The organism is Neobacillus niacini (assembly GCF_019749295.1).
Classification (GTDB): domain Bacteria; phylum Bacillota; class Bacilli; order Bacillales; family Cytobacillaceae; genus Neobacillus; species Neobacillus niacini_D.
On record NZ_JACWFG010000011.1, the window covers coordinates 508,544 to 530,922 of the forward strand.

At 35.8% G+C, this 22,379-nt stretch carries 26 protein-coding genes; 21 read left to right on the forward strand and 5 right to left on the reverse strand.

The window, feature by feature from the left end; translation table 11 throughout:
- Nucleotides 1-15: 15 nt before the first annotated feature.
- From H0184_RS16300 to H0184_RS16315, 4 genes are all read left to right on the forward strand, one after another.
- Entirely contained in the window at nt 16-450 is a 435-nt protein-coding gene (locus tag H0184_RS16300) for a MarR family winged helix-turn-helix transcriptional regulator (protein WP_221827052.1), read from the forward strand.
- Nucleotides 451-737: 287 nt separating this feature from the next.
- On the forward strand, nt 738-2,192 hold the full coding sequence (locus H0184_RS16305; RefSeq protein WP_221827053.1) for a DHA2 family efflux MFS transporter permease subunit: 1,455 nt from the start codon (nt 738-740) through the stop codon (nt 2,190-2,192).
- A 133-nt stretch (nt 2,193-2,325) separates the two neighbouring features.
- Nucleotides 2,326-3,486 (forward strand): DUF4317 domain-containing protein, encoded by a 1,161-nt coding sequence (locus H0184_RS16310; protein ID WP_221827054.1) that lies wholly within the window; start codon nt 2,326-2,328, stop codon nt 3,484-3,486.
- A gap of 204 nt (nt 3,487-3,690) precedes the next feature.
- Nucleotides 3,691-4,482 carry a DUF2935 domain-containing protein gene (locus H0184_RS16315; RefSeq protein ID WP_221827055.1) on the forward strand — a complete coding sequence of 264 codons (792 nt, stop codon included), beginning with the start codon at nt 3,691-3,693 and terminating at the stop codon, nt 4,480-4,482.
- 103 nt (nt 4,483-4,585) lie between these two features.
- Here the strand turns inward: H0184_RS16315 and H0184_RS16320 are convergent, their stop codons facing one another.
- On the reverse strand, nt 4,586-5,053 hold the full coding sequence (locus tag H0184_RS16320) for a GreA/GreB family elongation factor (protein WP_221827056.1): 468 nt from the start codon (nt 5,051-5,053) through the stop codon (nt 4,586-4,588).
- A gap of 501 nt (nt 5,054-5,554) precedes the next feature.
- Here H0184_RS16320 and yyaC point away from each other — a divergent pair.
- On the forward strand, nt 5,555-6,154 hold the full coding sequence (yyaC, locus tag H0184_RS16325) for a spore protease YyaC (RefSeq protein WP_260631606.1): 600 nt from the start codon (nt 5,555-5,557) through the stop codon (nt 6,152-6,154).
- A gap of 141 nt (nt 6,155-6,295) precedes the next feature.
- Nucleotides 6,296-6,970, forward strand: coding sequence for a GntR family transcriptional regulator (locus tag H0184_RS16330; RefSeq protein ID WP_221827057.1), 675 nt, complete (start codon nt 6,296-6,298; stop codon nt 6,968-6,970).
- Nucleotides 6,971-7,019: 49 nt separating this feature from the next.
- Here the strand turns inward: H0184_RS16330 and nadX are convergent, their stop codons facing one another.
- A complete protein-coding gene (gene nadX / locus H0184_RS16335) occupies nt 7,020-7,826 on the reverse strand; it encodes an aspartate dehydrogenase (protein WP_221827058.1) in 807 nt (268 codons plus the stop codon).
- Between the two features lie 658 nt (nt 7,827-8,484).
- On the opposite strand from nadX, the gene H0184_RS16340 reads away from it, so the two are divergent.
- The gene (locus H0184_RS16340) at nt 8,485-9,933 is read left to right on the forward strand and encodes a hypothetical protein (RefSeq protein WP_221827059.1); all 1,449 of its coding nucleotides are present in this window, start codon (nt 8,485-8,487) and stop codon (nt 9,931-9,933) included.
- Between the two features lie 144 nt (nt 9,934-10,077).
- On the forward strand, nt 10,078-10,764 hold the full coding sequence (locus tag H0184_RS16345; RefSeq protein WP_260631607.1) for an NAD(P)-binding domain-containing protein: 687 nt from the start codon (nt 10,078-10,080) through the stop codon (nt 10,762-10,764).
- A 63-nt stretch (nt 10,765-10,827) separates the two neighbouring features.
- Here H0184_RS16345 and H0184_RS16350 read toward each other — a convergent pair whose 3' ends face one another.
- Both H0184_RS16350 and H0184_RS16355 read right to left on the reverse strand, forming a co-directional pair.
- Complete coding sequence (locus H0184_RS16350) at nt 10,828-12,210, reverse strand: hypothetical protein (RefSeq protein WP_221827061.1); 1,383 nt, start codon at nt 12,208-12,210, stop codon at nt 10,828-10,830.
- 435 nt (nt 12,211-12,645) lie between these two features.
- Nucleotides 12,646-12,981 carry a hypothetical protein gene (locus H0184_RS16355; RefSeq protein WP_221827062.1) on the reverse strand — a complete coding sequence of 112 codons (336 nt, stop codon included), beginning with the start codon at nt 12,979-12,981 and terminating at the stop codon, nt 12,646-12,648.
- A gap of 252 nt (nt 12,982-13,233) precedes the next feature.
- Here H0184_RS16355 and H0184_RS16360 point away from each other — a divergent pair, with 252 nt between their 5' ends.
- The 9 genes from H0184_RS16360 to H0184_RS16400 all read left to right on the forward strand — a co-directional run bounded on the left by H0184_RS16360 (nt 13,234) and on the right by H0184_RS16400 (nt 19,948).
- Nucleotides 13,234-13,563 (forward strand): 2Fe-2S iron-sulfur cluster-binding protein, encoded by a 330-nt coding sequence (locus H0184_RS16360; RefSeq protein WP_221827063.1) that lies wholly within the window; start codon nt 13,234-13,236, stop codon nt 13,561-13,563.
- Between the two features lie 71 nt (nt 13,564-13,634).
- Entirely contained in the window at nt 13,635-14,411 is a 777-nt protein-coding gene (locus H0184_RS16365) for a creatininase family protein (RefSeq protein ID WP_221827064.1), read from the forward strand.
- A 218-nt stretch (nt 14,412-14,629) separates the two neighbouring features.
- Nucleotides 14,630-15,361, forward strand: a complete 732-nt coding sequence (locus H0184_RS16370; RefSeq protein WP_221827065.1) for a TenA family transcriptional regulator — start codon at nt 14,630-14,632, stop codon at nt 15,359-15,361.
- Between the two features lie 145 nt (nt 15,362-15,506).
- Nucleotides 15,507-16,970: an aldehyde dehydrogenase family protein gene (locus H0184_RS16375; RefSeq protein WP_221827066.1), complete on the forward strand. Its 1,464-nt coding sequence runs from the start codon at nt 15,507-15,509 to the stop codon at nt 16,968-16,970.
- Nucleotides 16,971-16,993: 23 nt separating this feature from the next.
- Complete coding sequence (locus H0184_RS16380; RefSeq protein WP_221827067.1) at nt 16,994-17,473, forward strand: GlcG/HbpS family heme-binding protein; 480 nt, start codon at nt 16,994-16,996, stop codon at nt 17,471-17,473.
- Between the two features lie 104 nt (nt 17,474-17,577).
- Nucleotides 17,578-18,174, forward strand: coding sequence for a chromate transporter (locus H0184_RS16385; RefSeq protein ID WP_221827068.1), 597 nt, complete (start codon nt 17,578-17,580; stop codon nt 18,172-18,174).
- Nucleotides 18,171-18,701 (forward strand): chromate transporter, encoded by a 531-nt coding sequence (locus tag H0184_RS16390; RefSeq protein ID WP_221827069.1) that lies wholly within the window; start codon nt 18,171-18,173, stop codon nt 18,699-18,701. Before H0184_RS16385 ends, H0184_RS16390 begins: the two co-directional genes overlap by 4 nt.
- 38 nt (nt 18,702-18,739) lie before the next feature.
- Nucleotides 18,740-19,429, forward strand: a complete 690-nt coding sequence (locus H0184_RS16395; protein ID WP_221827070.1) for a GntR family transcriptional regulator — start codon at nt 18,740-18,742, stop codon at nt 19,427-19,429.
- Between the two features lie 168 nt (nt 19,430-19,597).
- Nucleotides 19,598-19,948: a 2Fe-2S iron-sulfur cluster-binding protein gene (locus H0184_RS16400; RefSeq protein ID WP_221827071.1), complete on the forward strand. Its 351-nt coding sequence runs from the start codon at nt 19,598-19,600 to the stop codon at nt 19,946-19,948.
- Nucleotides 19,949-20,286: 338 nt separating this feature from the next.
- Here H0184_RS16400 and H0184_RS16405 read toward each other — a convergent pair whose 3' ends face one another.
- Complete coding sequence (locus tag H0184_RS16405; protein ID WP_221827072.1) at nt 20,287-20,523, reverse strand: ABC transporter; 237 nt, start codon at nt 20,521-20,523, stop codon at nt 20,287-20,289.
- Nucleotides 20,524-20,795: 272 nt separating this feature from the next.
- On the opposite strand from H0184_RS16405, the gene H0184_RS16410 reads away from it, so the two are divergent.
- From H0184_RS16410 to H0184_RS16425, 4 genes are all read left to right on the forward strand, one after another.
- Nucleotides 20,796-21,374 carry a cysteine hydrolase family protein gene (locus H0184_RS16410; protein ID WP_221827073.1) on the forward strand — a complete coding sequence of 193 codons (579 nt, stop codon included), beginning with the start codon at nt 20,796-20,798 and terminating at the stop codon, nt 21,372-21,374.
- Between the two features lie 132 nt (nt 21,375-21,506).
- Nucleotides 21,507-21,689 (forward strand): hypothetical protein, encoded by a 183-nt coding sequence (locus H0184_RS16415; RefSeq protein WP_221827074.1) that lies wholly within the window; start codon nt 21,507-21,509, stop codon nt 21,687-21,689.
- A gap of 64 nt (nt 21,690-21,753) precedes the next feature.
- The gene (locus H0184_RS16420) at nt 21,754-21,942 is read left to right on the forward strand and encodes a hypothetical protein (protein ID WP_221827075.1); all 189 of its coding nucleotides are present in this window, start codon (nt 21,754-21,756) and stop codon (nt 21,940-21,942) included.
- Nucleotides 21,943-22,053: 111 nt separating this feature from the next.
- A complete protein-coding gene (locus H0184_RS16425) occupies nt 22,054-22,341 on the forward strand; it encodes a putative quinol monooxygenase (protein WP_221827076.1) in 288 nt (95 codons plus the stop codon).
- Nucleotides 22,342-22,379 lie beyond the last annotated feature (38 nt).

Sequence of the window (22,379 nt, forward strand, 5' to 3'; positions counted from 1 at the left end):
ATTGGAGTGAAACATTTGATTTCAAACTCTGAATTACAAAATTTAGACCTGATCGACCTATTAAGTGAACGGCATAGTTTAGTCCGTAAAATTTCAGAAACATCATGGAATAATCAAAGTGAGATTCATATTTCTAACTCTGAATGGTATATTATGGCTCGTATTTATAAAAAAAAGCCAAACATATCGTATATTACAAAAAATGTAGAGATTTCTCGTCAGGCGATACATAAGTTTATCAATAAGCTTGCTGAAAAAGGTCTAGTCCAAGTTGAAAATGTTGAAAACAATAAGAAAGAAAAGTGTATCCAGTTAACAGCTTTAGGTGAAGAATGCTACGAAAAAAACGAGGCTCTGAAGGCACAGCTTGAGAATAAAATTGCTGAAAAAATCGGTGCTGAGCAAGTAAGCACTTTAAAAGAAATATTAAAGCTAGATTGGCATATTTAATCATCTGAAAACCCACGCTTTGTGAAACCGAGCGTGGTTTTTTTTATTTATTTTCCTTAAATCTCCAATATTATACATGCATTCACTCCCATTACAAATCGTCAACTAGGTTTATAATAACATAAAAAAATTTTTTGTCAACTTGGTTGACGTTTGAAGAGAAAATTTGATATAGTAAGCAAGTTCGTTTGTAAGCGGGGGTGTACAACGAAAGATTGGATAATGGCTGATAATTGAAATGAAGACTATCATTTCAGCACAATAGATTACGATAGAAGGAGATTTTTATGAGTACACAAATTCAAGTTAAAAATCCAAAAACAATGGCATTCATCTTAATGCTAGGTGCATTTGCTGGATTATTTGGTGAAACGGCATTAAATATGGCGTTATCAAATATTATGGAACAATTTGAAGTCACAGCAGCAACGGCACAGTGGCTGACAACAGGCTATTTATTGGTATTAGCGATTTTAGTGCCAATCTCTGCACTATTAATGAAATGGTTTACGACAAGACAATTGGTTATTGGGGGACTGACTATTTCGCTGTTTGGGGCAATTTTAGCAGCGTTAAATATTAACTTTAGTGTTTTATTACTTGGGCGTGTTGTTCAAGCGATTGGAACAGGTCTTTTATTACCTGTGATGCTGAGTGTTATGCTTCTCATTTTCCCAATTCAGAAACGTGGAGTAGTAATGGGGCTTATGGGTCTTGTTATTACATTAGCTCCAGCACTAGGACCAACACTTTCAGGTGTCATTATTAGTACATTAAGCTGGCCATATATTTTCTGGTTTAGTGCCATTGCATATGTATTATTGATCTTGGTTGCTATTGTTAAAGTTGAGAATGTTTCGGAAATTACGAAACCAAAGATCGATGTATCTTCCATTCTATTATCAACCATTGGTTTTGGCGGCTTAATTTATGCCTTAAGTACCATGGCTGAAGCAGCTATTTCATCACCTAAAGTATGGGCACCATTACTAGTAGGTATAATCGCATTAGTATCTTTTGGGATTCGTCAAAATAAAATGGCTCAGCCTATGGTTAATTTACGTGTCTTTAAATATCCTATGTTCACATTAGGAACTTTAACGATGTTCCTGGGTATTTTAATTATTTTATCAACAGGAATTTTACTGCCCATGTATTTAAAAGGTGCTTTATTATTTAGTGCTGCGATGGCTGGTTTAATATTACTCCCTGGTAATGCAGTCAACTTTATTTTGTCACCGATTGTAGGAGCTCTTTTTGATAAAATTGGGGCGCGCCGTTTTACTATTAGTGGTTTTATCTTAGTCTTGATTGGGAATATCGTTTTTCTTTCCACTCTTTCAAGTCATACACCTGCATGGCAAGTGGCAGCAGCATTTATGATTTTATTCTTTGGGTTAACAATGGTTATGATGCCAGCCCAAACAAATGCAATGAATCAATTACCACGTGAGTTATATGCTGATGGATCAGCCGCTATGAATACGTTGAATCAAGTAGCAGGGGCTGCAGGTACGGCGATTGCCATCACGGTATTTACGAGTGGTCAAAATAGTTATGTAATGGACTTTCCTAATGCCACCCAGCCTGAAATATTAGCTGCTGGAATTAAATATGCATTCTACTTTATTACAGGGATTTCAGTAGTAGGATTAATAGGTTCTTTCTTTGTGAGAAGATCAAGTACAGTAACAAAAAAATTATCAATTGCAGTAAAAACAACAGAACCTGTGCGTAGTTAGTATATATAAAAAGTATTCAAATCAAATAACCACCCTGCTCCTAAGAGAGCGGTTCAGATATAAAGAGGAGAAATTGTCAAGTATTACTATTTTCCTTTTTGAACAGTATAATCAAGGATGGGAGTTGAGATAAATGAATGCAAAAGACATAGCTAATATCCGGAAGCAGTTTAAATTAAACAATGATCTTATGAAAATCCGAGAAATCTTAAATGTTTATGTTCAGAAAGAGTCAGGTGAGATTTACCATTCCGTTATTTCACCATTTGAAATGTTAGATCAGGAGTCACAAGAGTTATTTTTGGTGAATTTCAAAAAAGTTTTAACAGGAAATCTCGATGCTAAATTGTTTGAGCTGAAATTTCAACGGGATGTGGAAGACAGCACACAAATGATCCTTTTTGATGGATTACAATCGGATACCACAGATGATTGGATTGACCATATGCACCAAATCGTTGGAAAAATGTTTGCTCATACGGTTTATGAATTTGATACAGTGGTGACGTTTATAAGGGGAGAATACCGTAAAGCAACCAAGAAACGTGACCCGGAGTCAGAAGAAGGCGGGAATGATGAGGTTTATTCCAACGAGTTTATCCTCTGCAGTCTCAATAAAACCGATCAGCCAAAAAGAGCATTGGTATTTGATTATATTGAAAGAGAATTTAGATCCAATAATGCCTTTGATCCGATTATTAATTTAGCACAGCCGTTGTCAGGCTTCTTGTTCCCTGCATTCAATGACAATGCTGCAGATGTAAACCATATACTATACTGCGCAGGAAAAGCCAATCAACCAGATGAGACTTTTATTGAACAGGTACTTAATTGCGAAGAAATCATTACAGCATTGGAAGAAAAAGACAGCTTTGAACTTATTCTGAATAAAGTAATCGGGGACACAGTAGATTCCCAGGTGATTTCTAACGTTTACGAGGAAATTGACAGGGTGGTCCAGGAGAATAAAGAAAATGAAGAAAGTGAAGCACCGATGCTGGATTCTCGGGATATTGAACGAATTTTAACCGTTAGCGGAGTCGAGAATGTAGATACTGCGAAGGTTGAACATGCATTTAAAGCGATTGTCGATGATGAAAAACATGACTTCAAAGCAAGTAATTTAGTTCCTAAATCAATAAAAATTGAAACAAAGGTAGCAAATCTATCCCTCAGCCCGATAGACCTGAAACATGTAAAATATATAATGTTCCAAGGAAAACGGTGCTTATTGTTGGAAATTGACGATGATGTTGTTGTGGAAGGTTTCAAACTTGAATCAGAAATAGTCTAATGTGTATATAGGGACAGGTTCCTGCATGTAAATTGAATAAAAGTGGTTCTCTATATTTGTAGAGGCCGCTTTTTTTGTTTGCGGTACCAACTATTTTTATGAAGTTAGAAAATTGTACAGGTTACAAAAATGGACCTAGGTAATAGGGACTACCATTCATTTCATATATTAAGAAGGAAGTGTGTAAACGCGAGGAGGGACACCATGGCAACAAATCAGATTGTTGCTAGATCATTAGACGAAATAGAATTTTGGTCTAGGATTATGAAAGAACATGCTCTATTTTTAAGCCTGGGATTCACCTTTGAACAGAAACAATTGATTGAAGAAGCACAGCAGTATATGGCTCTTTTCGAGAGAATTGAGGAGAAGCTATCTAGGTTTACGGTGAATTCAGATCCACGTCAAGTTCAAGCTTTTAATACCGAAGTTTTTCAAGCTGCTGCATCTATTTATGGGTATAAAAGGAAGATATTAGATTTAACGCTTCGATGTCAAATCAGGCACAACAATTTCCCTTTATTAGTGGATCATATTAGCAGAGAAGCTGCTTATTTTGCGAATCGGTTAAAAGAACTAAATGAAGGAAAATTAGCTCCAACACCAGATACTGTGATTGAAGAGAATGTATTTTTCTTAAAGATTATGGCTGACCATGCTAAGTTTATCGGACATCTTCTAGATCCATCGGAAAGGAAATTAGTGGACCAGGCGAGAGAGTTTAGTAATGATTTTGACCAATTATTGTTTCAAGCCGTAGATTTGGATTATATGCGGCCACAATCTGAAACAAAACCTTTATTGAGTCAATTTTTAAACCAGAATAAAGTATCCGTTTCATCTTTAAGAGATTTCAAGAAAACAGCAAGAGAATTAATCGAAGCATGTCGAATTAAAAGTAATATACATCCTTTGTTAGCAGACCACACTTTTAGAGAAGCAGAGAGATTCCTGGAAATCATCGATATGTTTGAAGCTAATTTAAGTAGAGCTTAATAAACGATAAAACAAACCTTCCAGATACACAGGTGGAAGGTTTGTTTTATTTGTTGTTTATTTTTCACATGTACTTCTTGGCAGCGTTTTCATCTGCACTCACTTAAGCTTCTTTTGTCTTAATTCCTTGATCCAAAAGCTGTCCGGCATATGAGATTTCTTTAATCGTTACTAAAAGTTCCCCAGTTGGTATTTTTAATGATAGCTTTTCGCCATTATTTTTTAAAAGTAGCTGTCTGCCAACTGGTGACAAAAAGGAGATATAGCCGCGATCCGGATCAGATTCCTCCGGGTAACAAATGACATAATCCTCTGTTTCATTATCCTCTTCATACCATACCGTGACTTTTGTCCCGATTAATACCTTTGGGAAAAAGGATATATGAGTATTTTTTTGATTTACTTTTAATAAGTCCTCTACCTCTAATACATATAAGTTAAAGAAGTGTTTTAACCGTTCTTGTATAGGGGTGGATGAAAAGTAAAGTTCTGTTAACTCCTTAATGTTTTCATCAATATAAACTAACTGACGAACGAAGTATTCTCTGCTTTGGAAAGTACTATGGTTCATAGTAAATAACCCCCAAGCTTGGATTTAACTTCCTGCAAAACTTCATTAATTTGTACATAAATAATTCCTCCTAATAAAAAAAATGAAACCTTCCATACGAGAAAGCAGATAACTGCCGATAATATTGGCCATATCTGAAATTCTGTACAATAAAGGGGCCAAAACCCCTTTATCTAATGGAAGATATTAGTCTTATATTACCATATATATCTAGGAAAATCATGAAAAGAAAGCTGTCGCGTTGACAATACATAGTGACATTACACGGTGACAGGCACCGTCCATGGACACTGTCCACCTCAGGCGGACAGTTGGAGTTTATTCCGATCAAAAGTTTCAGGAATACTTTTGATTTAAACGATTTTATTCAGAAATTTAATAATTCTTAGTAAAAGTAAATGTTTTATATGAAATTTTTATAAAATTCAATTAAGATTATCTTAGTATCGTTATATGTTCCTTTGTTTTCGACTCTCTATCCAAAAAATGAGGAGTTGGATTATGGTGTGGTCATTTACTTTCAAAAATAAAAGGAAAGACAGTATAGAAGATCCAAATGTGATTTCAGTTCAAAAAAACACGAAAGAATCGGAAATTGAAAAAATTTCAAATAAACTTAAAGAAGTACTCTCCCAAACTTCTAAAGAAATAATCTTCTTGTGCGTAGGGTCAGACCGTTCTACAGGTGATTCGCTTGGTCCATTGGTGGGAACGATGCTAAAGGAAAAGAATATACCTTTTCCTGTCTATGGGACATTAGAAGAGCCTGTCCATGCACTAAATATTAAGAAAGTTATGAAGGATATTCATATAAGATATGAAGACCCTTTTATTTTTGGAATCGATGCTTGTTTAGGGGATGAGGAGAGGATAGGATCCGTTTTTATAAAAGAGGGAGCCTTTATCCCAGGAAATGCGGTAAATAATGTATTACCAAGTGTGGGGAATTACCATATGAAGGCAATCGTAAATTATCTTGACCCCATCTCACCGGTACAGTCCTTAAACAGCACGCGGTTATATACCGTTAAGATTCTTGCAGAAATAATTACTGAAATTATCACCAAGGCTGCATTTGATGAGAAAGACCCTGCAAAATGACATTGGAGCACAAGTGTCTTATAGTAAAAATGAGTTATTTGAAAGCCTTACACTAGGGTAATCTTCCTAATAAATTGATGTTTCAGAAAAGAATACGTTATAATTGGTATAAAGTATACCGAGTAGGGAAGAGGGAGAAAAATGGTAAGTAACTGGACGGAGGATAATCTTATCTCGATTCGAGAAAGGGTTTATATCCACATTAAAGATCTAATATTAGAAGGGGAATTCAAAGCAGGAGATCGACTGGTGGAAAGGGAACTGGCAGAAAGATTAAACATTAGCCGAACGCCAATTCGTGAAGCTTTATTTCGTTTAGAATCGCAAGGGTTTGTTAAAACCGTGCCTAGAAAAGGTGTTATTGTTGCGGATATCTCTGAGAAGGAAATTATTGAGGTGTTCACCATTCTTTCATCCCTAGAAGTATTGGCAGCAAAATTAGCAGTCCAAAAGCTAGACGATGAAACAAAAAACAAATTTATTGCTTGTATTAAAAAAGTCGAAGCTTGTTTGCAGGATAAAAGAGAGGATGATTACTCAGACCTCCACTCTGAAATGAATCATTTATTATATAGTTCTGCTAAGAATTCTAAACTGTATGAAATTCTAAGTGGGTTATCAGATTATATAAAAGCCTTTGCAAAACTCGGGTATAAAAAAACGGGAAGAGCAGAACAGTCAATGGAAGAACATATAAAAATTATGGAAGCAATCGTGAATCAAGAAATAGAAATGGCAGAATTTCTAACAAAAATTCATATTGAAAATTCTAGAAAAGCATACATGGAATCAGTTAAAAAGGGTGATAAAAGATAGACCAATGGAAGAAAGAGCTAGCTGGGTCTAGCTCTTTCTTTCAACCTATTTATACTCCAATAACGATGGAAGAGGTTAAGTTTTTTAACACCTTTGCAACACTCATTCCCACAATTGGACTAGATTTAGGATTTTGCTTAAATGGTTCATTTTGAACAGATATCTCAATTTCTCCAAAAGAGCCCTTCGCTTTAATGGTATGAATATTACGTTTTATCGTAGGATCTACATAAACCTGAACTTTCGTTTTTTCGAATCCGATTCCTGCAAGACTTAATGTTGCTGAAACGTTAACGTTTTCCGGAAATAATTTTGAAGCATTTCTTGCATTTCCATCAAAGATACAATAAGGTTCAGAAATCGTTTCAAGGTTAACTTTTTCTTCTGCAATGGTTCCGTACCAACTTTTTACAGGCTTTCTCGTTATAATAGTAATCTCTTCAATCTCCCCTAAAGCTCCAGCTGCAATTCTATCTAAACCACCAATAGCAGCAGACGGGATCAGTATTTGTTTACTATTTTCTCGTGCTGCTTTTTGTAATACATCTAGAAATTCATTATCAGCTAAAGCACCCACCGAAATAACCATCAAATGACACCCGCTTACCAATGCCTTTTCCCCGTATAATTCTAAGGCATGATGACCAGCAGCTTCAATCACAATGTCTAAATCCTGATTGAAAAAAGATTCTTCATTGTTAGTGAAAGAAAATGGATGTTTTGAAGCTTCTTCAATTCGCTCTAAGTTTCTAACAAGTACGCTTTTAAGTTCAATGGCACCAGCCTGTTGGGATTGAATTAATTCAGCAATATGTCTTCCAATTGTTCCATAACCTATAATTCCAGCTTTAAGCATAATAAGACCACCTCAATTAATATAAAAGATTATTAACATCATTTTAATAAAAACACTGTTAGCATTTCTCACAACTTTCTAGGATGAACCAGCAATAAATGGTATGGTTATCGTAATAAAAAGTTAATAGAGAGTAAAAGTTTAAGATAGAAGGGGGTGTTGGAAAATATTGTATTAATTATTTGGTATACGATATACCGACTTTGCACTTTATTTTACCGAAATCTATGAATATAAGCAATATAGTATTTGTAAAATACTAAAATATCTAAAAATTAAAAATTATTTGCACGATTAACTCACTGGTGTTATTATGATTAATAAGGTGTTAATAGTGAAAAGCAGGAGGTGGATATCAGAAGAATTAAATATGAAAGCGTTATCTTCTTTTTTCGGAAGGTCAATATTGATTGAAATCTCAGCAACAAATTCAAGTAGGAACTTATTATTCATTTAAAACGCAGGTAAAAATTTAATTTTATCGTGGTATACAATCTACAATGCACAATATACAGAAACGAAATCGCCTCATTGTTAAGGAATCAATGGTAATTGAGGAAAAACAGAAAATCGTTAGCCTACATAATAAAAACCTCATCTACTTGCCATCTAAAAAGGTACCTAAACCTATAAAATGCTGAGAGTCGGAGGGGAATATATGGAATTAACTTTAGCACATTGGATTTATGCTCTAGTAACTGTTTCCGTAATTACTACGATGTTATTTAGAAAAGGTGTTGTTCTACCTGTAATTATTGGTACATTTTTAGTCGCGGTAGTTTATAAAGGGAGCCTGATCTCAGGATTTCAAGCAGTCTTTAATGCAAACCTCGTAGCCGCAAAGGAACTCTTTAGCATTTTCTTAATTATTTCCCTTATGATTGCACTACTTAATTCTTTAAGAGATATAGGGGCTGATAAAAAGTTAATTATACCCATTCAAAAAATAATGGTAAACGGCCATATCTCCTTTTTTGTTCTAATGATTGTGACTTATGTGATTTCATTATTTTTCTGGCCAACACCAGCCGTTCCATTAATTTGTGCGCTGCTGGTTCCCGCTGCAGTACGGGCTGGATTACCGGTCATGACCGCTGGTATGGTAGTAGTAATTGCCGGCCAAGGAATGGCACTTTCATCCGACTATATTATGCAAGTTGCTCCTATGCTAAGTGCAAAAGCAGCAGGAATAGATAAAGGCTTAGTTACGGATAAAGGATTAATTCTTTCCGTGATAACAGGGATTAGTGCTCTAGGTATGGTCTATTTAGCTCATCGAAAATCGATTGTGAAAAGTTCTAGCTTAGATTCAGACATTAATTTTGGAAACGATAATGCATTTTTTAATGTGGCGGATGAACTTGCTGCTACTACAGAAGAAAGTGCTGAGATGCAAAACAGAAAAAATAAATGGAGTAAGAGATTTGCTATTTTAGTTCCATTATCCATGTTGGCTGTTATGATCTACATGTTTCAATCTAAATTTTCAGGTGGAGCTGGATTTGAGGGAACAGACGGAGCTGCTTTTGTTGGCGGCGTGGCTGCTGTTCTATTAATCTTAGCAACAATTGCTTTTAACCGGATCCATGCTCTTGATAAAATTAGTGACCATATTACAGAAGGATTTGTCTTTGCATTCAGAGCGATGGCTCCAGTTATTCCTATTGCAGGTTTCTTCTTCATGGGCAGTGGCGATTTTACACCAAGTATTCTTTCACTTGATGCGGAAGCTGCTAAGCCGGCATTCCTGTTTGATATGATTCAGGCAGGGCAGTCTTACATTCCACAAAACTCGTTTATTGCTGGATTTGGTATTTTGATTGTTGGATTAATAACAGGCTTGGACGGCTCAGGGTTTTCAGGACTTCCATTGACAGGTGCATTGTCTGGAGCTTTAGCAACTGGAAGTAGTATTGATCCTTCGACCATGGCAGCAATTGGACAAATGGGCGCAATTTGGGGAGGAGGAACCATTGTAGCTTGGTCTTCACTTGTTGCGGTAGCAGGTTTCTTACAAATATCACCACTTGAGCTTGCCAGAAAGAATTTTATTCCTGTAATAACGGGTCTTTTCATTGCTACATTAATAGCTTTATTGATTTGGTGACAAGTATCCAAAGTTAGAAATTTAGAAAGGTTGTTCAAAAATGGGGGTCTATCGGCAAAGTCAAAACAGACATGCTGATAGCCCTTTTTATGTCATAATGACTTGTTTTTCAAATGTATAATAATGAGTGGAGAGGTGATAGGTTTGAGGAGAGTCGGTTTAGCAGGTATTGGTAAGTTAGGTAAAGCACTCATGGTACACTGGAATAATAATAATATTCCAATAGGGGTATACCATCCATCAGAAACAAAAACGGAAGAGTTTGTAAAGAACTATCAAAATGGCTATTCATTAAGCCAAAGTAAATTTAGTGAAATAGATGTATTCATTTTAGCACTCCCTGCGAAGGAGATTATCCCATTTATAACAACTGAATTAGCAGAAATACACTCATTTTCTTCTATTATAATAGTTAATATGGCAACTGCTTTAAATACACAAGAGATTAAAGATAATTTTCCTTCCATAAATGTAATAGGTATCAAATACATGGGGCAATGGAGAGATTTACTCGAGAATGGCAACGGTCTCTTTATTTCTGAAGTTTTTTTGCCAAAGCAAATAGAGGAATTATTTCTACCGTTAGGAAAAGTAATAATGGATCATGAGGATCATTTAATACAAGTAAATAAATTGGCTACCTCTTATGCATTGAAAACAGCAATAGCAATCGAGAATGAATTAACAAAAAAACAATTTTCAAAAGAATATATTAAACGGGCATTAACATCCCTTGCACCTGAAGTTATTCGTTCCTATAGTAACGGGACCCTTGGCCACTTTGCGAAGGAAATTATAAAAGAAATTCAGTCAGAAACAGAAGAAGAATAAATGTATGGAAAAAACCAGGAGCAGCTTTTCCCAGCACCTGGTTTTCCTATTTTATAGTCTTTGCTAGCCAGTAAAGGCTTGCAAGATAAACAAGTACAGCATAACGCAGATGATATAAGATGCGGCAAATGTAATATTCCAATTTGATACTTTATAAGATGTACCTTTTACTAGGTTTGACATCAAACCTAATGTAGCATTATATGGACCTACTAGGAAGGAAGATACCGCTCCAGCTAACATGGCCACTGTTAGAATGTGTGGATTAAGTCCAAGTGCAGTTATATCCAATCCTCCTGTCATAAGTGCAAGGGAAACGGCAGGATGGAGACCTAAAAACGCAAAAGCCAAAGGTACCAAGGGAAGTAAAATCATAAAAATTTCCACACCAGCACCCTGAATAAATTTCAGTATCCAATCATTTAACACTTCATCGGTATGGGAAATATTGATTGTTGATATAAAAAATCCAGCAGATAGAAAAATAAAGAATTGATCCTTCATACTGATTGAAAAGGTTTGAAAATGCTTCAGTAATTGATTGCCAAAATCTGTTCCTTTTTTTAGAAAAAGAGACCAGGAAAATGCAAATGGAATCACGAGTAATGAAACAAGAATCAAAAAGGAATAATGTAACAGTGACTCTGCCAAGGAAATCGCTGCAATAAAAATAATGATTGCCAAGAAAATTTGCAAGATTCTTCTAGGAGAATTCATTTGAGTGTGTTCAATCGCTGCTGCTGTTTCATGAGAAGAAACATCTTGGACAGATGGAATCATTTTTTTAGATTTACGTGCTCCGATGAACCAATCCATCCCCAAGCCTAAAATGCTTAGTGGTACAACATACGGTAAAATAGAAATCCAGCTTACATGTGTTACAGAAATAACGATCCCAACAATAGGTGTAACAGGAGCCCACAGCAAAGGCATAGCAAAACCTCTAGTAATAGCTCTACTCATGAATCGTTCTTTATTCTCGACTGAAAACAAATTCAAAGCTGGACGGATGGAATAATAGGCCATCGGTAAAGTTGCAAGATTCATAAAAATACTAAAGAAATAGGAAATACCTGAAGTGATTATATATAACTGACCAGAGTTATTTATCCTTTTTTGAATAATTCTTTGTATGCCGCCGCTATATCCGCCTAATTTGATTGGGATTCCTAATATAGGAACTAATGTAAACAAAGTAATCAGGTCTAACATAGGGCCAAAAGATAATATGTAATTATGCCAATGTGATCCGCTTTGCCAAAGCAGCATTACACCAAGGAGCAGAAAAGTGCTGCCAAGTAATTGAACAGAGCGTTTAGCAAGAAAAATGGTAGATAATACAATAATAAAACATAGAATCGATAGCAGAACACCAAGGTCTAGTTGAGGCAGCAAAGTAGATAGTAAATACATAAAAATGACTAATAAAAATAGGAATCTCAGCATAGCAGCACCAGCTTTTTTGAAATTTGTTTATCGTAGGAATTTTGTAAGAATTACTATTTTGGTATACCGAATAAAAGAATTCAATTAAATTGTTCACCATTTATACATATTATACACTATAATTTTGGTATTTGGTATACAATGTTGTTGTAATTTTTTTAATACCGTAATAGAATAAGAGTAAGCAAAACAAAATAGGAGGTAATGGGGATGTTTAATTTTCTATTTGGCTCAAAGAAAGCAATGGAAAAAGCTGAGAAGAAGTTAGCACGGCTTAGAAAAACATTAAATTTTTAACTTTCCCATATGAATAAAAATAACCGTCACTTTATATAGTGGCGGTTTTTGACGTATTGAAAATGCCCAAAATAAAAACCGGAGGTGAGATGGGTGTGCTCCGGTTATTACATGAGTAATGTATAAGATTCGACTAGATTATAAAACTGCTTCTGGTGTTTTTACCAGTTTTGAGTGAATAGAATCTTCACTATTCCCAGAGGCCTTAACAATCTCATTTAATTCTTCTCGTGCATCTTCAATCGTTTCAAATCGTTCAAAAAACTTCACAGCTATGTGGTTTACATATTCTTTTCCTTCAAATTCCTCGAATAATTGAATTTTAATATTTTCATCGATCACTTTTGCGATTGTGTATTTGGCCTTTAACTTATCAAAGAAATAAAAGTCATAGGTTTCAACAACCTGTAACCCTTCGTTTTCAAGAATGGTTTGAAAAGTATCTTTGTTCGTTAATACAATATAGTTCCCCATTTGCAACACTCCCTTTAATATTATTTGATAGCAGTTGAATCGTAGGAATAAATAGTAGAAAGGTTTATCCCTAAATTTGATATATTGTATACCAAATACCTTATGAGTAGTTTATCTTAAGTTGTCAATTTGTTCAATGATAAATTTAAAATTTTTAAAAAATTATAAAAACTTCTTTTCTTTCTATATGAAAAGATTGTATAATTCAGAAAAGTATCAAAATAATTGATCATACAGAAAAGGGGTAATGTTATGCCAAAAGTAATTCTTCATGTGGATGGAACGGTTGTGGAACAGCAAGTTAAGGATCAGGCAAATCTAGTAGTCTTAGCAGGTATACGTCAATTTCCTCAATTAAAGTATGGATGTGGAATGGGACGATGTACGAAATGCACTTGCCGAGTGATTAGCGGTGGAGAATCGATTGCACCGCCAAACTGGAAAGAAATTAAAATGTTAGGTGATAAGGTGGAGGAAGGATATCGATTAACCTGTCAGTTAACAATTGAACAGGATATAGAAATTTCTCAAGAGAATATCACGATTCAGGCACCAAAGAAGCAATCTGCTACATTACGGTAGGAGATCATTTTTTAAAGGATTATTGGTATACAAAATACCTAAATAAATAAAGTTATTGGGAGGGGATATTATTGGAGTGTTATAATCTAACAAAAATGACATGGCAGGAAGTTGAAGAATCATTAAAGACTGTTAAGTTTGCGATCATTCCAATTGGAGCGCATGAACAGCATGGACCTCATATGGTTGAAAGCTGCGACGCAGTATTGGCTGAAAAGATGGCAGAAAAGCTTGGTGAAAAAATGTTTCCATATGCATTGATTACTCCTACCATAAATATGGGAGTATCACCGCACCATTTGAACTTTCCGGGGACTATTTCCCTGCAGCCCAATACATTAATTGCAATCCTTAAGGATATGCTCTCATCGCTTAGCCATCATGGAATTAAGAAATTCTTATTGTTAAATTCACATGGTGGAAACCAAACTACATTAAATGTTGCATCTATGACACTGACAAAAGAACTTAATGTTGACATTTACTATGCGAAAACCACCGCATCTGCTAAAAAAACAATCGGGAATTTCATTACATCACCTTTATTTGGACACAGTTGTGAAAGGGAAGTTTCAGAAGCTTTGTATTTAGCTCCAGAACTTGTTCGTCCTGATCAACTAGAGAAAGGTGATATCCAAGAAACTGGGAGATGGAAGCAGCTTAGACCTGGAAAGGCTATTCAAGGCTTTTATTTTTATGAAGAAATGACCCAAAACGGTTCTATTGGAGATGCCACACAAGCTAGTTGGGAATTGGGTCAACAAATCGTTGAGGAAGCATTGGCAAATCTCTCAAAAGAGCTCAACAGTTTATTAAATTTAAATATGGATGTTTATATAGAAAACTAAGAAATAAAAAGTATTGATTAATATTTTAAAAAATTCTAAAAATTATATTTACAAATAAAAAATAATAGGTTAGTATTTTCATTAAGGTATACCAAATACAATTATTCAAAATATAGAGAGTAACTCATTACAATCTCTATTTTTTTACTACTAATTTGGTATACAAAATATCAAATACAAAGATGGCAATAAATGCCCAGGAAACAGGAGGAGTAAAAATGACAGAATTATTATCAAAAGACGAATTTCGTAAAGAACTAGAAGAAGCAATTAAAGGAAACCATAGCCAGAAGGCTCCATTTACAGTAGCTTGGGCTGAAGGAAAACTAGAAAGAAAACACTTTGCGAGATGGGCTGAAAACCATTATCACTACGTAGGACCTTTCGCAGATTACCTAGCGTATATCTATCACAATACTCCAAGCGATCCAAAATTTGCAGCTGCAAAAGACTTTACTTTACAAAACATGTATGAAGAAGAGATTGCAGCAGATCGTCATACAGATTTATTGATCCGTTTTGCAGAAGCTTGTGGAACCACTGCTGAACGAGTCATTAACCCAGATAATATGGCACCGACCACATTAGGTCTTCAAAGCTGGTGCTTCGCTGTAGCGGCTCGTGAACATTTCGTTGTTGCTACTGCTGCCCTAGTTGTAGGCTTAGAATCTCAAGTGCCTGATATTTATAGAAAGCAAACTCCAGCATTACGCGCTCAATACGGATTTACAGATGAAGAAATTGAATTCTTCGACTTACACATTGTTTCAGATGAAATTCATGGTGAACGTGGATATAAGATTGTTCTAGACCATGCAGATACGCCAGAATTACAGCAACGCTGCCTCGAAATCGTTAGAGTAGGTGCTAAAATGCGCCGTATGTACATGGATGGTTTATGGAGAGAGTATCTTGAGCAGGACTTAGGGTCTTTAGTTCAAACCAACTAAAATACTTAGTTTCATACAAATAGATTGGATTTCGAAAGGATAAACGTCCTTTAAAAATCTATCTTTCCTGGCCGTCATAATAATCTTGTAGTATCGAGGTTTTATTTGACGGCCATTTTCTATTAAAAAAGAAAAAGGTGATACTTTGTTAACAACAACAGTGAAAACGTTCAATAACTATATAAATGGTGAGTGGCAGGAATCAGTAAGCAAAAAGCAGTTTTTAAGTGTAAATCCAGCGAATACAGAAGATATTGTTGGCGCCTTCCAAGCTTCCACTGAAGAAGATATCCTGGCAGCCATTGCAGCAGCTCAAACTGCTTTCCCAAAATGGGCTAAGACCTCTCCTTCAAAACGTGCAGCAATCTTAAATAAAGCAGCAAGCATACTGGAGGAAAATGCTGATCAATACGCAGAAGAGTTGACAAGGGAAGAAGGAAAGCATGTTACAGACGCTAAGAATGAAGTGATTCGGTCGGCACAAACTCTTCGATTTTATGCCGTAGAAGGTCAGACAATTACAGGAGAAACCTATCCGAATGATGATCCTGATATGAAGGTGTCCTCAGAAAGAGAACCACTTGGGGTTGTCAGTGTTATTACACCATGGAACTTTCCGCTTTCCATTCCTGCAAGAAAGATTGCACCAGCATTAATTACAGGTAACACAGTAGTTTTCAAGCCTTCTTCCGATACACCATTAATTGCATTACGACTTGTTGAGGCATTACATCAAGCTGGTATACCAAAAGGGGTCATCAATTTCGTGACGGGAAAAGCTTCTGAAGTAGGCGATTCTTTAGTTACCCATCCAGCTATTAAGGCTATTACATTTACAGGTTCGACAGCTGCAGGAGAAGATATTCACAAAAAATCCTCATTTACAACTCGAACACAAATGGAGCTGGGCGGAAAAAATCCTTTAATCATCATGGATGATGCAGATTTTGAACTAGCCGCTACATTAACGGTTAACGGTGGTTTTTCCTTAACTGGGCAGGCGTGTACGGGAACAAGCAGAGTAATTGTTTTAAGAAATGTAAGAGAGCAATTTGTGGAAAAATTAATTGAAAAAACGAATGCGTTGAAAATAGGAAATGGCTTTGAGGAGGGCGTGAAAATCGGACCTCTCGCAAATGAAAAGCAATTGAAAAACGTTCTGAAATACATTGAGTATGGGAAAGAAGATGGAGCATCATTGGTTTATGGCGGAGAACAACTTACAGAAGGCAAATTTCAACAGGGGTATTATGTTCAGCCGGCAATCTTTACCAATGTAAAACCTGATCATCGAATTGCAAAAGAAGAGATTTTCGGTCCTGTAGTGGCTGTCATTGAAGTAGATACATATGAAGAGGCCATTCAGGTTGCAAATGATGTTGAATATGGTTTAGCAGCAGCGATTGTTACAGACAGTCTGAAGATTGCAAATAAATTTACAAAGGATATTCAAGCCGGAACTGTAAAGGTTAATCGAACCACTACTGGGAATTTAATGAATGCACCCTTTGGCGGGCTGAAAAATTCAAGTACATCTACATTCCGTGAATCCGGCCGGGTTGGTTTGGAATTTTTTACACAATTAAAGACCGTTTATATCGGATATTAAATAAGAAAGATTGAGGAGAATAAATGAAAACAATATTAAAATTAGAACTAGAAGAAGCAAAGTTAATGATTGAAGCAGCAAAGCAAAAATCAGAAGAAATCAGTGTATTTGAAACAATCGCCATTGTTGATGATGGAGGGAATTTAATTGCTCTTGAACGAATGAATGGAGCGAGAATCACTGGACCTGAAATTGCGATTGCAAAAGCATACACGGCCTCTGGTCATAAACGATCCACTCATTTATTTAATAAAGAGCCAAATGGTCCTGCCTTACCAGGAAACGAGGCATTTGGCATTCAACAAATGCTTCCAGGTAAATTTGCTATTTTTGTGGGAGGCTTCCCAATTGTGGTGAATGGAGAAGTTGTAGGCGGCGTTGGTGTCAGCGGTGGTAACGGAGAGCAGGATATAGCAGTCGGCACGGCAGCGCTTGAAGCTTTACAAAAGCATGTAGAGAGTAACGGCCTGTCAGTATTAACACAAGCGGATATTAAAATTTAGAAAAATGGGGACCCCATTAATGGTAGAACAATGAATACTATGGGGTCCCTAAATAGGCTTAACACTTCAAAGGCTAGCTACAATGGAAGGATGGAGAGAATCAATTGAGTAAATATTTGGAATTAGCCATTGGATTTGCACGTACCGGAGTTACAGGCTATGGTGGCGGCCCTTCTACAATCCCGTTAATCGAATTTGAGGCAGTGAAAAAATATAAATGGATGTCTGAAGAAGAGTTTGGTGAGGTATTGGCTCTAGCAAATACGCTTCCAGGTCCTATTGCTACAAAGATGGCTGCTTATATCGGTTATAAAGTAAAAGGCAACATAGGTGCTGTGGTAGCAATTTTAACCCACGTTCTTCCCTCCGTCATTGCCATGCTTGGTTTATTAGGTGTTCTTTATTCATTTAGTCATTCTCCTATTGTGGGTGGAATGGTTCAAGGGGTTACGCCTGTTATAGGGTATATGCTGGCGGAAATGGCTTATCGTTTTTTCCAAAATGGCAAAAAAGGTTTGGGATTATCGAAGATGTTATTGTTCTCAGCCATTTCATTCATCCTTATTCAATTGGTCGGACTTCACCCGGGTATTTTAATCGCCACTTTTCTAATTTCTGCCTTTTTTATTGCCAGCCGTAAAGAAAAGGCTGCAAAAACTCCTGAAAAAGATGTGGTTGAACTAAAGGAGAAAAGCTCATGATTTATTTAGAGATATTTTGGTCATTTCTTATTGCGAATCTTTTGGGATACGGAGGAGGACCTGCTACAATCCCATTAATACAAATCGAAGTAGTCAACGAAAGAGACTGGATGACACTATCGGAGTTCGGTGACCTGTTAGCTATCGCCAATGCCTTACCAGGTCCAATCGCGACGAAGATGGCAGGCTTTATCGGGTATGAAGTGGGCGGTGTTATTGGTTCAATTGTTGCACTTGCAGCAACGATTCTCCCATCAGCAATCGCAGTTATCTTGTTGTTTAAGTTTGTAAATATATTCAAGGATTCACCAAAAGTAAAACTAATGACAAAATCTGTCCAGCCAATCATTGCAATCTTACTTGCTGTAATGGCATATCAGTTCTTTTTAACAGCATTTGAAAACAGTGGTATCTTTCACCTTGTACTCTTAGCTTTACTCAGTTATCTCACCTTAAGCAGGATGAAGGTTCATCCATCTTTTGTGATTATTGGTGCACTGCTCTATGGCGGCATTTTTCTTTCTTAATCTTGAAAAAGAAACAGATTCAATCAGGAGGTGAAGTGATGGAAGTAATATGGGAGGAAAATAATCTGCTATCGATAAGAGAGCATGCCTATCTCTATTTAAAAAAGATGATCCTTGAAGGAGAGTTTAAGGCTGGGGACCGTCTAATAGAAAGAGAGCTAGCAGCTAAATTGAAAATTAGCCGTACGCCCATAAGGGAGGCCTTGTTCCGGCTGGAATCACAAGGGTTTGTGAAAACAGTACCAAGGAAAGGTGTGGTTCTCTCCAATATATCTGTAAATGAAGTTACTGAGGTTTTTACGATTCTTGCATCATTAGAAGTCCTAGCAGTAAAACTAGCTTCACAGAGAATGGATCAAGAGACCAAATCAGAATTGGATCAAAAAATAAAAGAACTGATGGAAATTGAAGAGAATGAGGAAGAAAACTTTAACTTTGAACATATTAAAATGAATCATTTAATTAATAAAGCATCGAAAAGTCCTAAATTATTTGAAATACTATCTGGATTAATAGACTATATCCATATGGCTGCGAATATGGGCTACGAGACACCAGGCAGAAGGAAAATTTCTTTAAAAGAACATATCGATATTATGAAGGCGTTACGTAATCAAGAAACAGAAATGGCTGAGAATTTGATGAGGATTCATATTGAGAACTCTAAAAAGGCGTATATCACTTATATGGATAATATCCAAGAGAAACTTCTTAGAAATAAAAGTTAAGGCAGGCAGCTATATTTCATGCAGCCTGTTTTATTTTTAGCTTTATTAATAGAGTCATATAATAATAGGAACTAATATTTAGAATATTTTAAAATTTACACATTGTCTCGTTAACGAATATATGGTATATTGTATACCAAGGAGAAGATTTTAAGGAGGAATTCATAGATGCCACAAATTCGATTTATTAATAGTAATAAACAGTTAGATGTTCCGGAGGATTCGAATATTTTAAGAATGTCACTTCGCTATGATGGAGAGCTTCCAAATCGATGTGGAGGAGGAATTTGCGGCACTTGCGTTTTTAAGGCGGAAGAAGGGGCTGAATTCCTTGATAATGTAAAAATTCAGGAAAGAAGAAAATTAGGAGAGGAATGGCTGGAGAAAGGGTATCGCTTAGGCTGCCAGACCTTTGTTACAAATGGAGATATTGAAATTTCATGGGATGATGAAATTACCAAACAAGTAAAAATGAGAAAACCAGATAAACTAAAGCAAGAAGTGTCTGCGAATAAATAAAAATTTTAGACATCTGTACTTGTCAGTGAATTCAATTAAATCATTCGAGGTGAGAATAATGTGGGTTTGTCACACGCATATGAAAGAAGCATTAACACTATTAGAAACTCCCCATATACGTAAAGCACCATATAAAATAAAGTGTTCGCAATGTGATAACACCGCATCTGCAAAAGTTTATTATACTCATCAGACATACAAAGCTACAAAAAATCAATACATGAATTTGTGCAAAAAATCAGGTTAATTAAAAATGATAATGAAGTAAAATTATATCCCTCAGTACCAAAAAAAAGCCTATTTAGATAATGAAAATTATCTAAATAGGCTTTTTACAATTACTTCTTAAAATAAAAGTGCCAGACTCTCTTAAATATGAGTAGTCCAAAAACAATAAAAACAAGGAACCCCACTAACGCAATAAGGATGTTTAAAATAGTTCCTAAGCTGCCTAACCCAAGTAAAGCAAAGAAACCAGTAACGATATTCAAAATGGAAAGCAATAACCAGATTACACCAGTTAAGAATCCAAGGAAAAGTCCCAAAATGCCATAGGAAGAATGACCATTACTCATAGAAATTCACCTCCTGCCTTTGGTGTTCAAGATATCCTATGCAGAAGGAGGACAACATGTTTTACAAATCAATAAAAATAGGCAGTGGAAGATTAGCGCGGTAACAATCGCGGTGAAACAATTGCGGTGACAGGCACCGCCCGTGGACACTGTCCACCTCAGGCGGACAGTTACCTGGTTTTAAATATCTTATTTTGATTTGGGAACTATAAAGATGGAACAGCACCTTATTTGGAAGTAATGATGTCAAATAATTTTCTTAGGAGAACAGTATGAAGATAATAAATCACCCTGCATTGTTAGTATTAGATGTTCAAAAAGGTTTTGATGATCCCTTTTGGGGGAAGCGAAATAATCCGCAAGCAGAGGAAAATATATTATTGCTTTTAACAGAGTGGAGGAAACGTGACTGGGAAATCATTTATTCACAGCATTTGTCATTATTGCCCCATTCACCACTCCATTATAAAAATAAAACAGGTGTTGAATTTAAGGAAATCATAAAACCTTTACAGCAAGAGATTGTTTTTCAAAAGAATGTGAATAGTGCTTTCATTGGGACAGAACTAGAATCCCATCTGAGAGAGAAGCAGATTCAATCAGTCCTCATTACGGGGTTATCTACTCAACACTGCGTTTCCACATCCGCAAGAATGAGTGCCAATTTAGGATTTGAAACGTTCCTAGTAGAAGATGCCACCGCTGCCTACGAAATTACTGACCATACTAATACCACCATTACTCCGGAGGATGTACATAAGCATGAGATTGCAGCCTTACACAAAGAGTTCGCAACCATCGTGAAAACAGACGATGTTTTGAAACAGCTGCAGCAGAGTTCAACAGTATAATGAACAGACTTCAAGCGCGGGTTTCACCTTGCGCTTCTTTAGCTGTTCCTTGTACATTTCTTTCAACATTGTTGAATGATTTCTAAACCAAATGTAAAATAACTATCAATCACACAGATTGAGGTATTATTAATGAAAAGATTTAAATTAATTAAAAATTTCAGAGGTAAACATAAGAAAGGAACCATTTTCTATGTTATTTCAGAATCTGAGTTTATTGGAGTGAAAGAGTTCGTTTTACAAACCGGTAATTTAGATGGAAAACTTATTCTTTCAGAAAAAGAACTGAAGGACCACTTTAGGCAATTATATTAATCTGGTTTGAAACTTTCTCCTCATAAAAACGTACAAATGAAAAAGGATAAAAAGGGGAAATAAAATGACCAGATCAGAAATGAAATGTAAATGTTGCGGCGGGAATTCTTTTGTAGAGGCAATGGACTTTATCAACCTTCGTCCGATTAATAAGAAAATGTCTTATGGTACTGAAAGAGTTTACACTGTTTGTATGGATTGTGGAGAAGTGGTATCCATAAAAGTGAAAAATCCAGAAATGTTAAGAAAATAATGAGTATATTTGTTAGAATACTATTAGTACAGTCAATAATTGAAACGTACATATTTTCTTTTGCAAGAAAGAACTTTTCGTAAATTAGAAAAAATGAAAGGGGTTAAGAAGATGATCAGAGTGGTTGCGAAAGGCAAACTAAAACCAGAAGTTAAGGTTGAAGAATATTTAGAACTGGCTAGAGACTTAGTTTCAGAAACAAGAAAAGAAGAAGGATGTATCTACTACGCCCTGCATCAAGATATAAAGGATCCATCAGTGGTTACTATGCTAGAAGAATGGGTGGATGAAGAGGCTTTAAAACAACACGGTAAAAGTGAACATGTTCAGAGAATTGTTCCTGAACTGGGAAAACTAAGAGAAAGCATTGAAGTAAACGTTTATAAAGAACTGGAATAAAAAATGATTCATTAAAAAGAAAGTAACCGTCCAGCCAG

What these genes read in the sequence shown, in the direction of transcription:
- H0184_RS16400 (WP_221827071.1), top strand. Translation starts at nt 19,598, where the DNA reads ATGCCACAAATTCGATTTATTAATAGTAATAAACAGTTAGATGTTCCG.
- H0184_RS16355 (WP_221827062.1), bottom strand. Translation starts at nt 12,981, where the DNA reads ATGGGGAACTATATTGTATTAACGAACAAAGATACTTTTCAAACCATT.
- H0184_RS16370 (WP_221827065.1), top strand. Translation starts at nt 14,630, where the DNA reads ATGACAGAATTATTATCAAAAGACGAATTTCGTAAAGAACTAGAAGAA.
- H0184_RS16310 (WP_221827054.1), top strand. Translation starts at nt 2,326, where the DNA reads ATGAATGCAAAAGACATAGCTAATATCCGGAAGCAGTTTAAATTAAAC.
- H0184_RS16395 (WP_221827070.1), top strand. Translation starts at nt 18,740, where the DNA reads ATGGAAGTAATATGGGAGGAAAATAATCTGCTATCGATAAGAGAGCAT.
- H0184_RS16320 (WP_221827056.1), bottom strand. Translation starts at nt 5,053, where the DNA reads ATGAACCATAGTACTTTCCAAAGCAGAGAATACTTCGTTCGTCAGTTA.
- H0184_RS16315 (WP_221827055.1), top strand. Translation starts at nt 3,691, where the DNA reads ATGGCAACAAATCAGATTGTTGCTAGATCATTAGACGAAATAGAATTT.
- H0184_RS16305 (WP_221827053.1), top strand. Translation starts at nt 738, where the DNA reads ATGAGTACACAAATTCAAGTTAAAAATCCAAAAACAATGGCATTCATC.
- H0184_RS16420 (WP_221827075.1), top strand. Translation starts at nt 21,754, where the DNA reads ATGACCAGATCAGAAATGAAATGTAAATGTTGCGGCGGGAATTCTTTT.
- H0184_RS16360 (WP_221827063.1), top strand. Translation starts at nt 13,234, where the DNA reads ATGCCAAAAGTAATTCTTCATGTGGATGGAACGGTTGTGGAACAGCAA.
- H0184_RS16330 (WP_221827057.1), top strand. Translation starts at nt 6,296, where the DNA reads ATGGTAAGTAACTGGACGGAGGATAATCTTATCTCGATTCGAGAAAGG.
- yyaC (WP_260631606.1), top strand. Translation starts at nt 5,555, where the DNA reads ATGGTGTGGTCATTTACTTTCAAAAATAAAAGGAAAGACAGTATAGAA.
- H0184_RS16340 (WP_221827059.1), top strand. Translation starts at nt 8,485, where the DNA reads ATGGAATTAACTTTAGCACATTGGATTTATGCTCTAGTAACTGTTTCC.
- H0184_RS16350 (WP_221827061.1), bottom strand. Translation starts at nt 12,210, where the DNA reads ATGCTGAGATTCCTATTTTTATTAGTCATTTTTATGTATTTACTATCT.
- H0184_RS16390 (WP_221827069.1), top strand. Translation starts at nt 18,171, where the DNA reads ATGATTTATTTAGAGATATTTTGGTCATTTCTTATTGCGAATCTTTTG.
- H0184_RS16405 (WP_221827072.1), bottom strand. Translation starts at nt 20,523, where the DNA reads ATGAGTAATGGTCATTCTTCCTATGGCATTTTGGGACTTTTCCTTGGA.
- H0184_RS16425 (WP_221827076.1), top strand. Translation starts at nt 22,054, where the DNA reads ATGATCAGAGTGGTTGCGAAAGGCAAACTAAAACCAGAAGTTAAGGTT.
- H0184_RS16410 (WP_221827073.1), top strand. Translation starts at nt 20,796, where the DNA reads ATGAAGATAATAAATCACCCTGCATTGTTAGTATTAGATGTTCAAAAA.
- H0184_RS16380 (WP_221827067.1), top strand. Translation starts at nt 16,994, where the DNA reads ATGAAAACAATATTAAAATTAGAACTAGAAGAAGCAAAGTTAATGATT.
- H0184_RS16415 (WP_221827074.1), top strand. Translation starts at nt 21,507, where the DNA reads ATGAAAAGATTTAAATTAATTAAAAATTTCAGAGGTAAACATAAGAAA.
- nadX (WP_221827058.1), bottom strand. Translation starts at nt 7,826, where the DNA reads ATGCTTAAAGCTGGAATTATAGGTTATGGAACAATTGGAAGACATATT.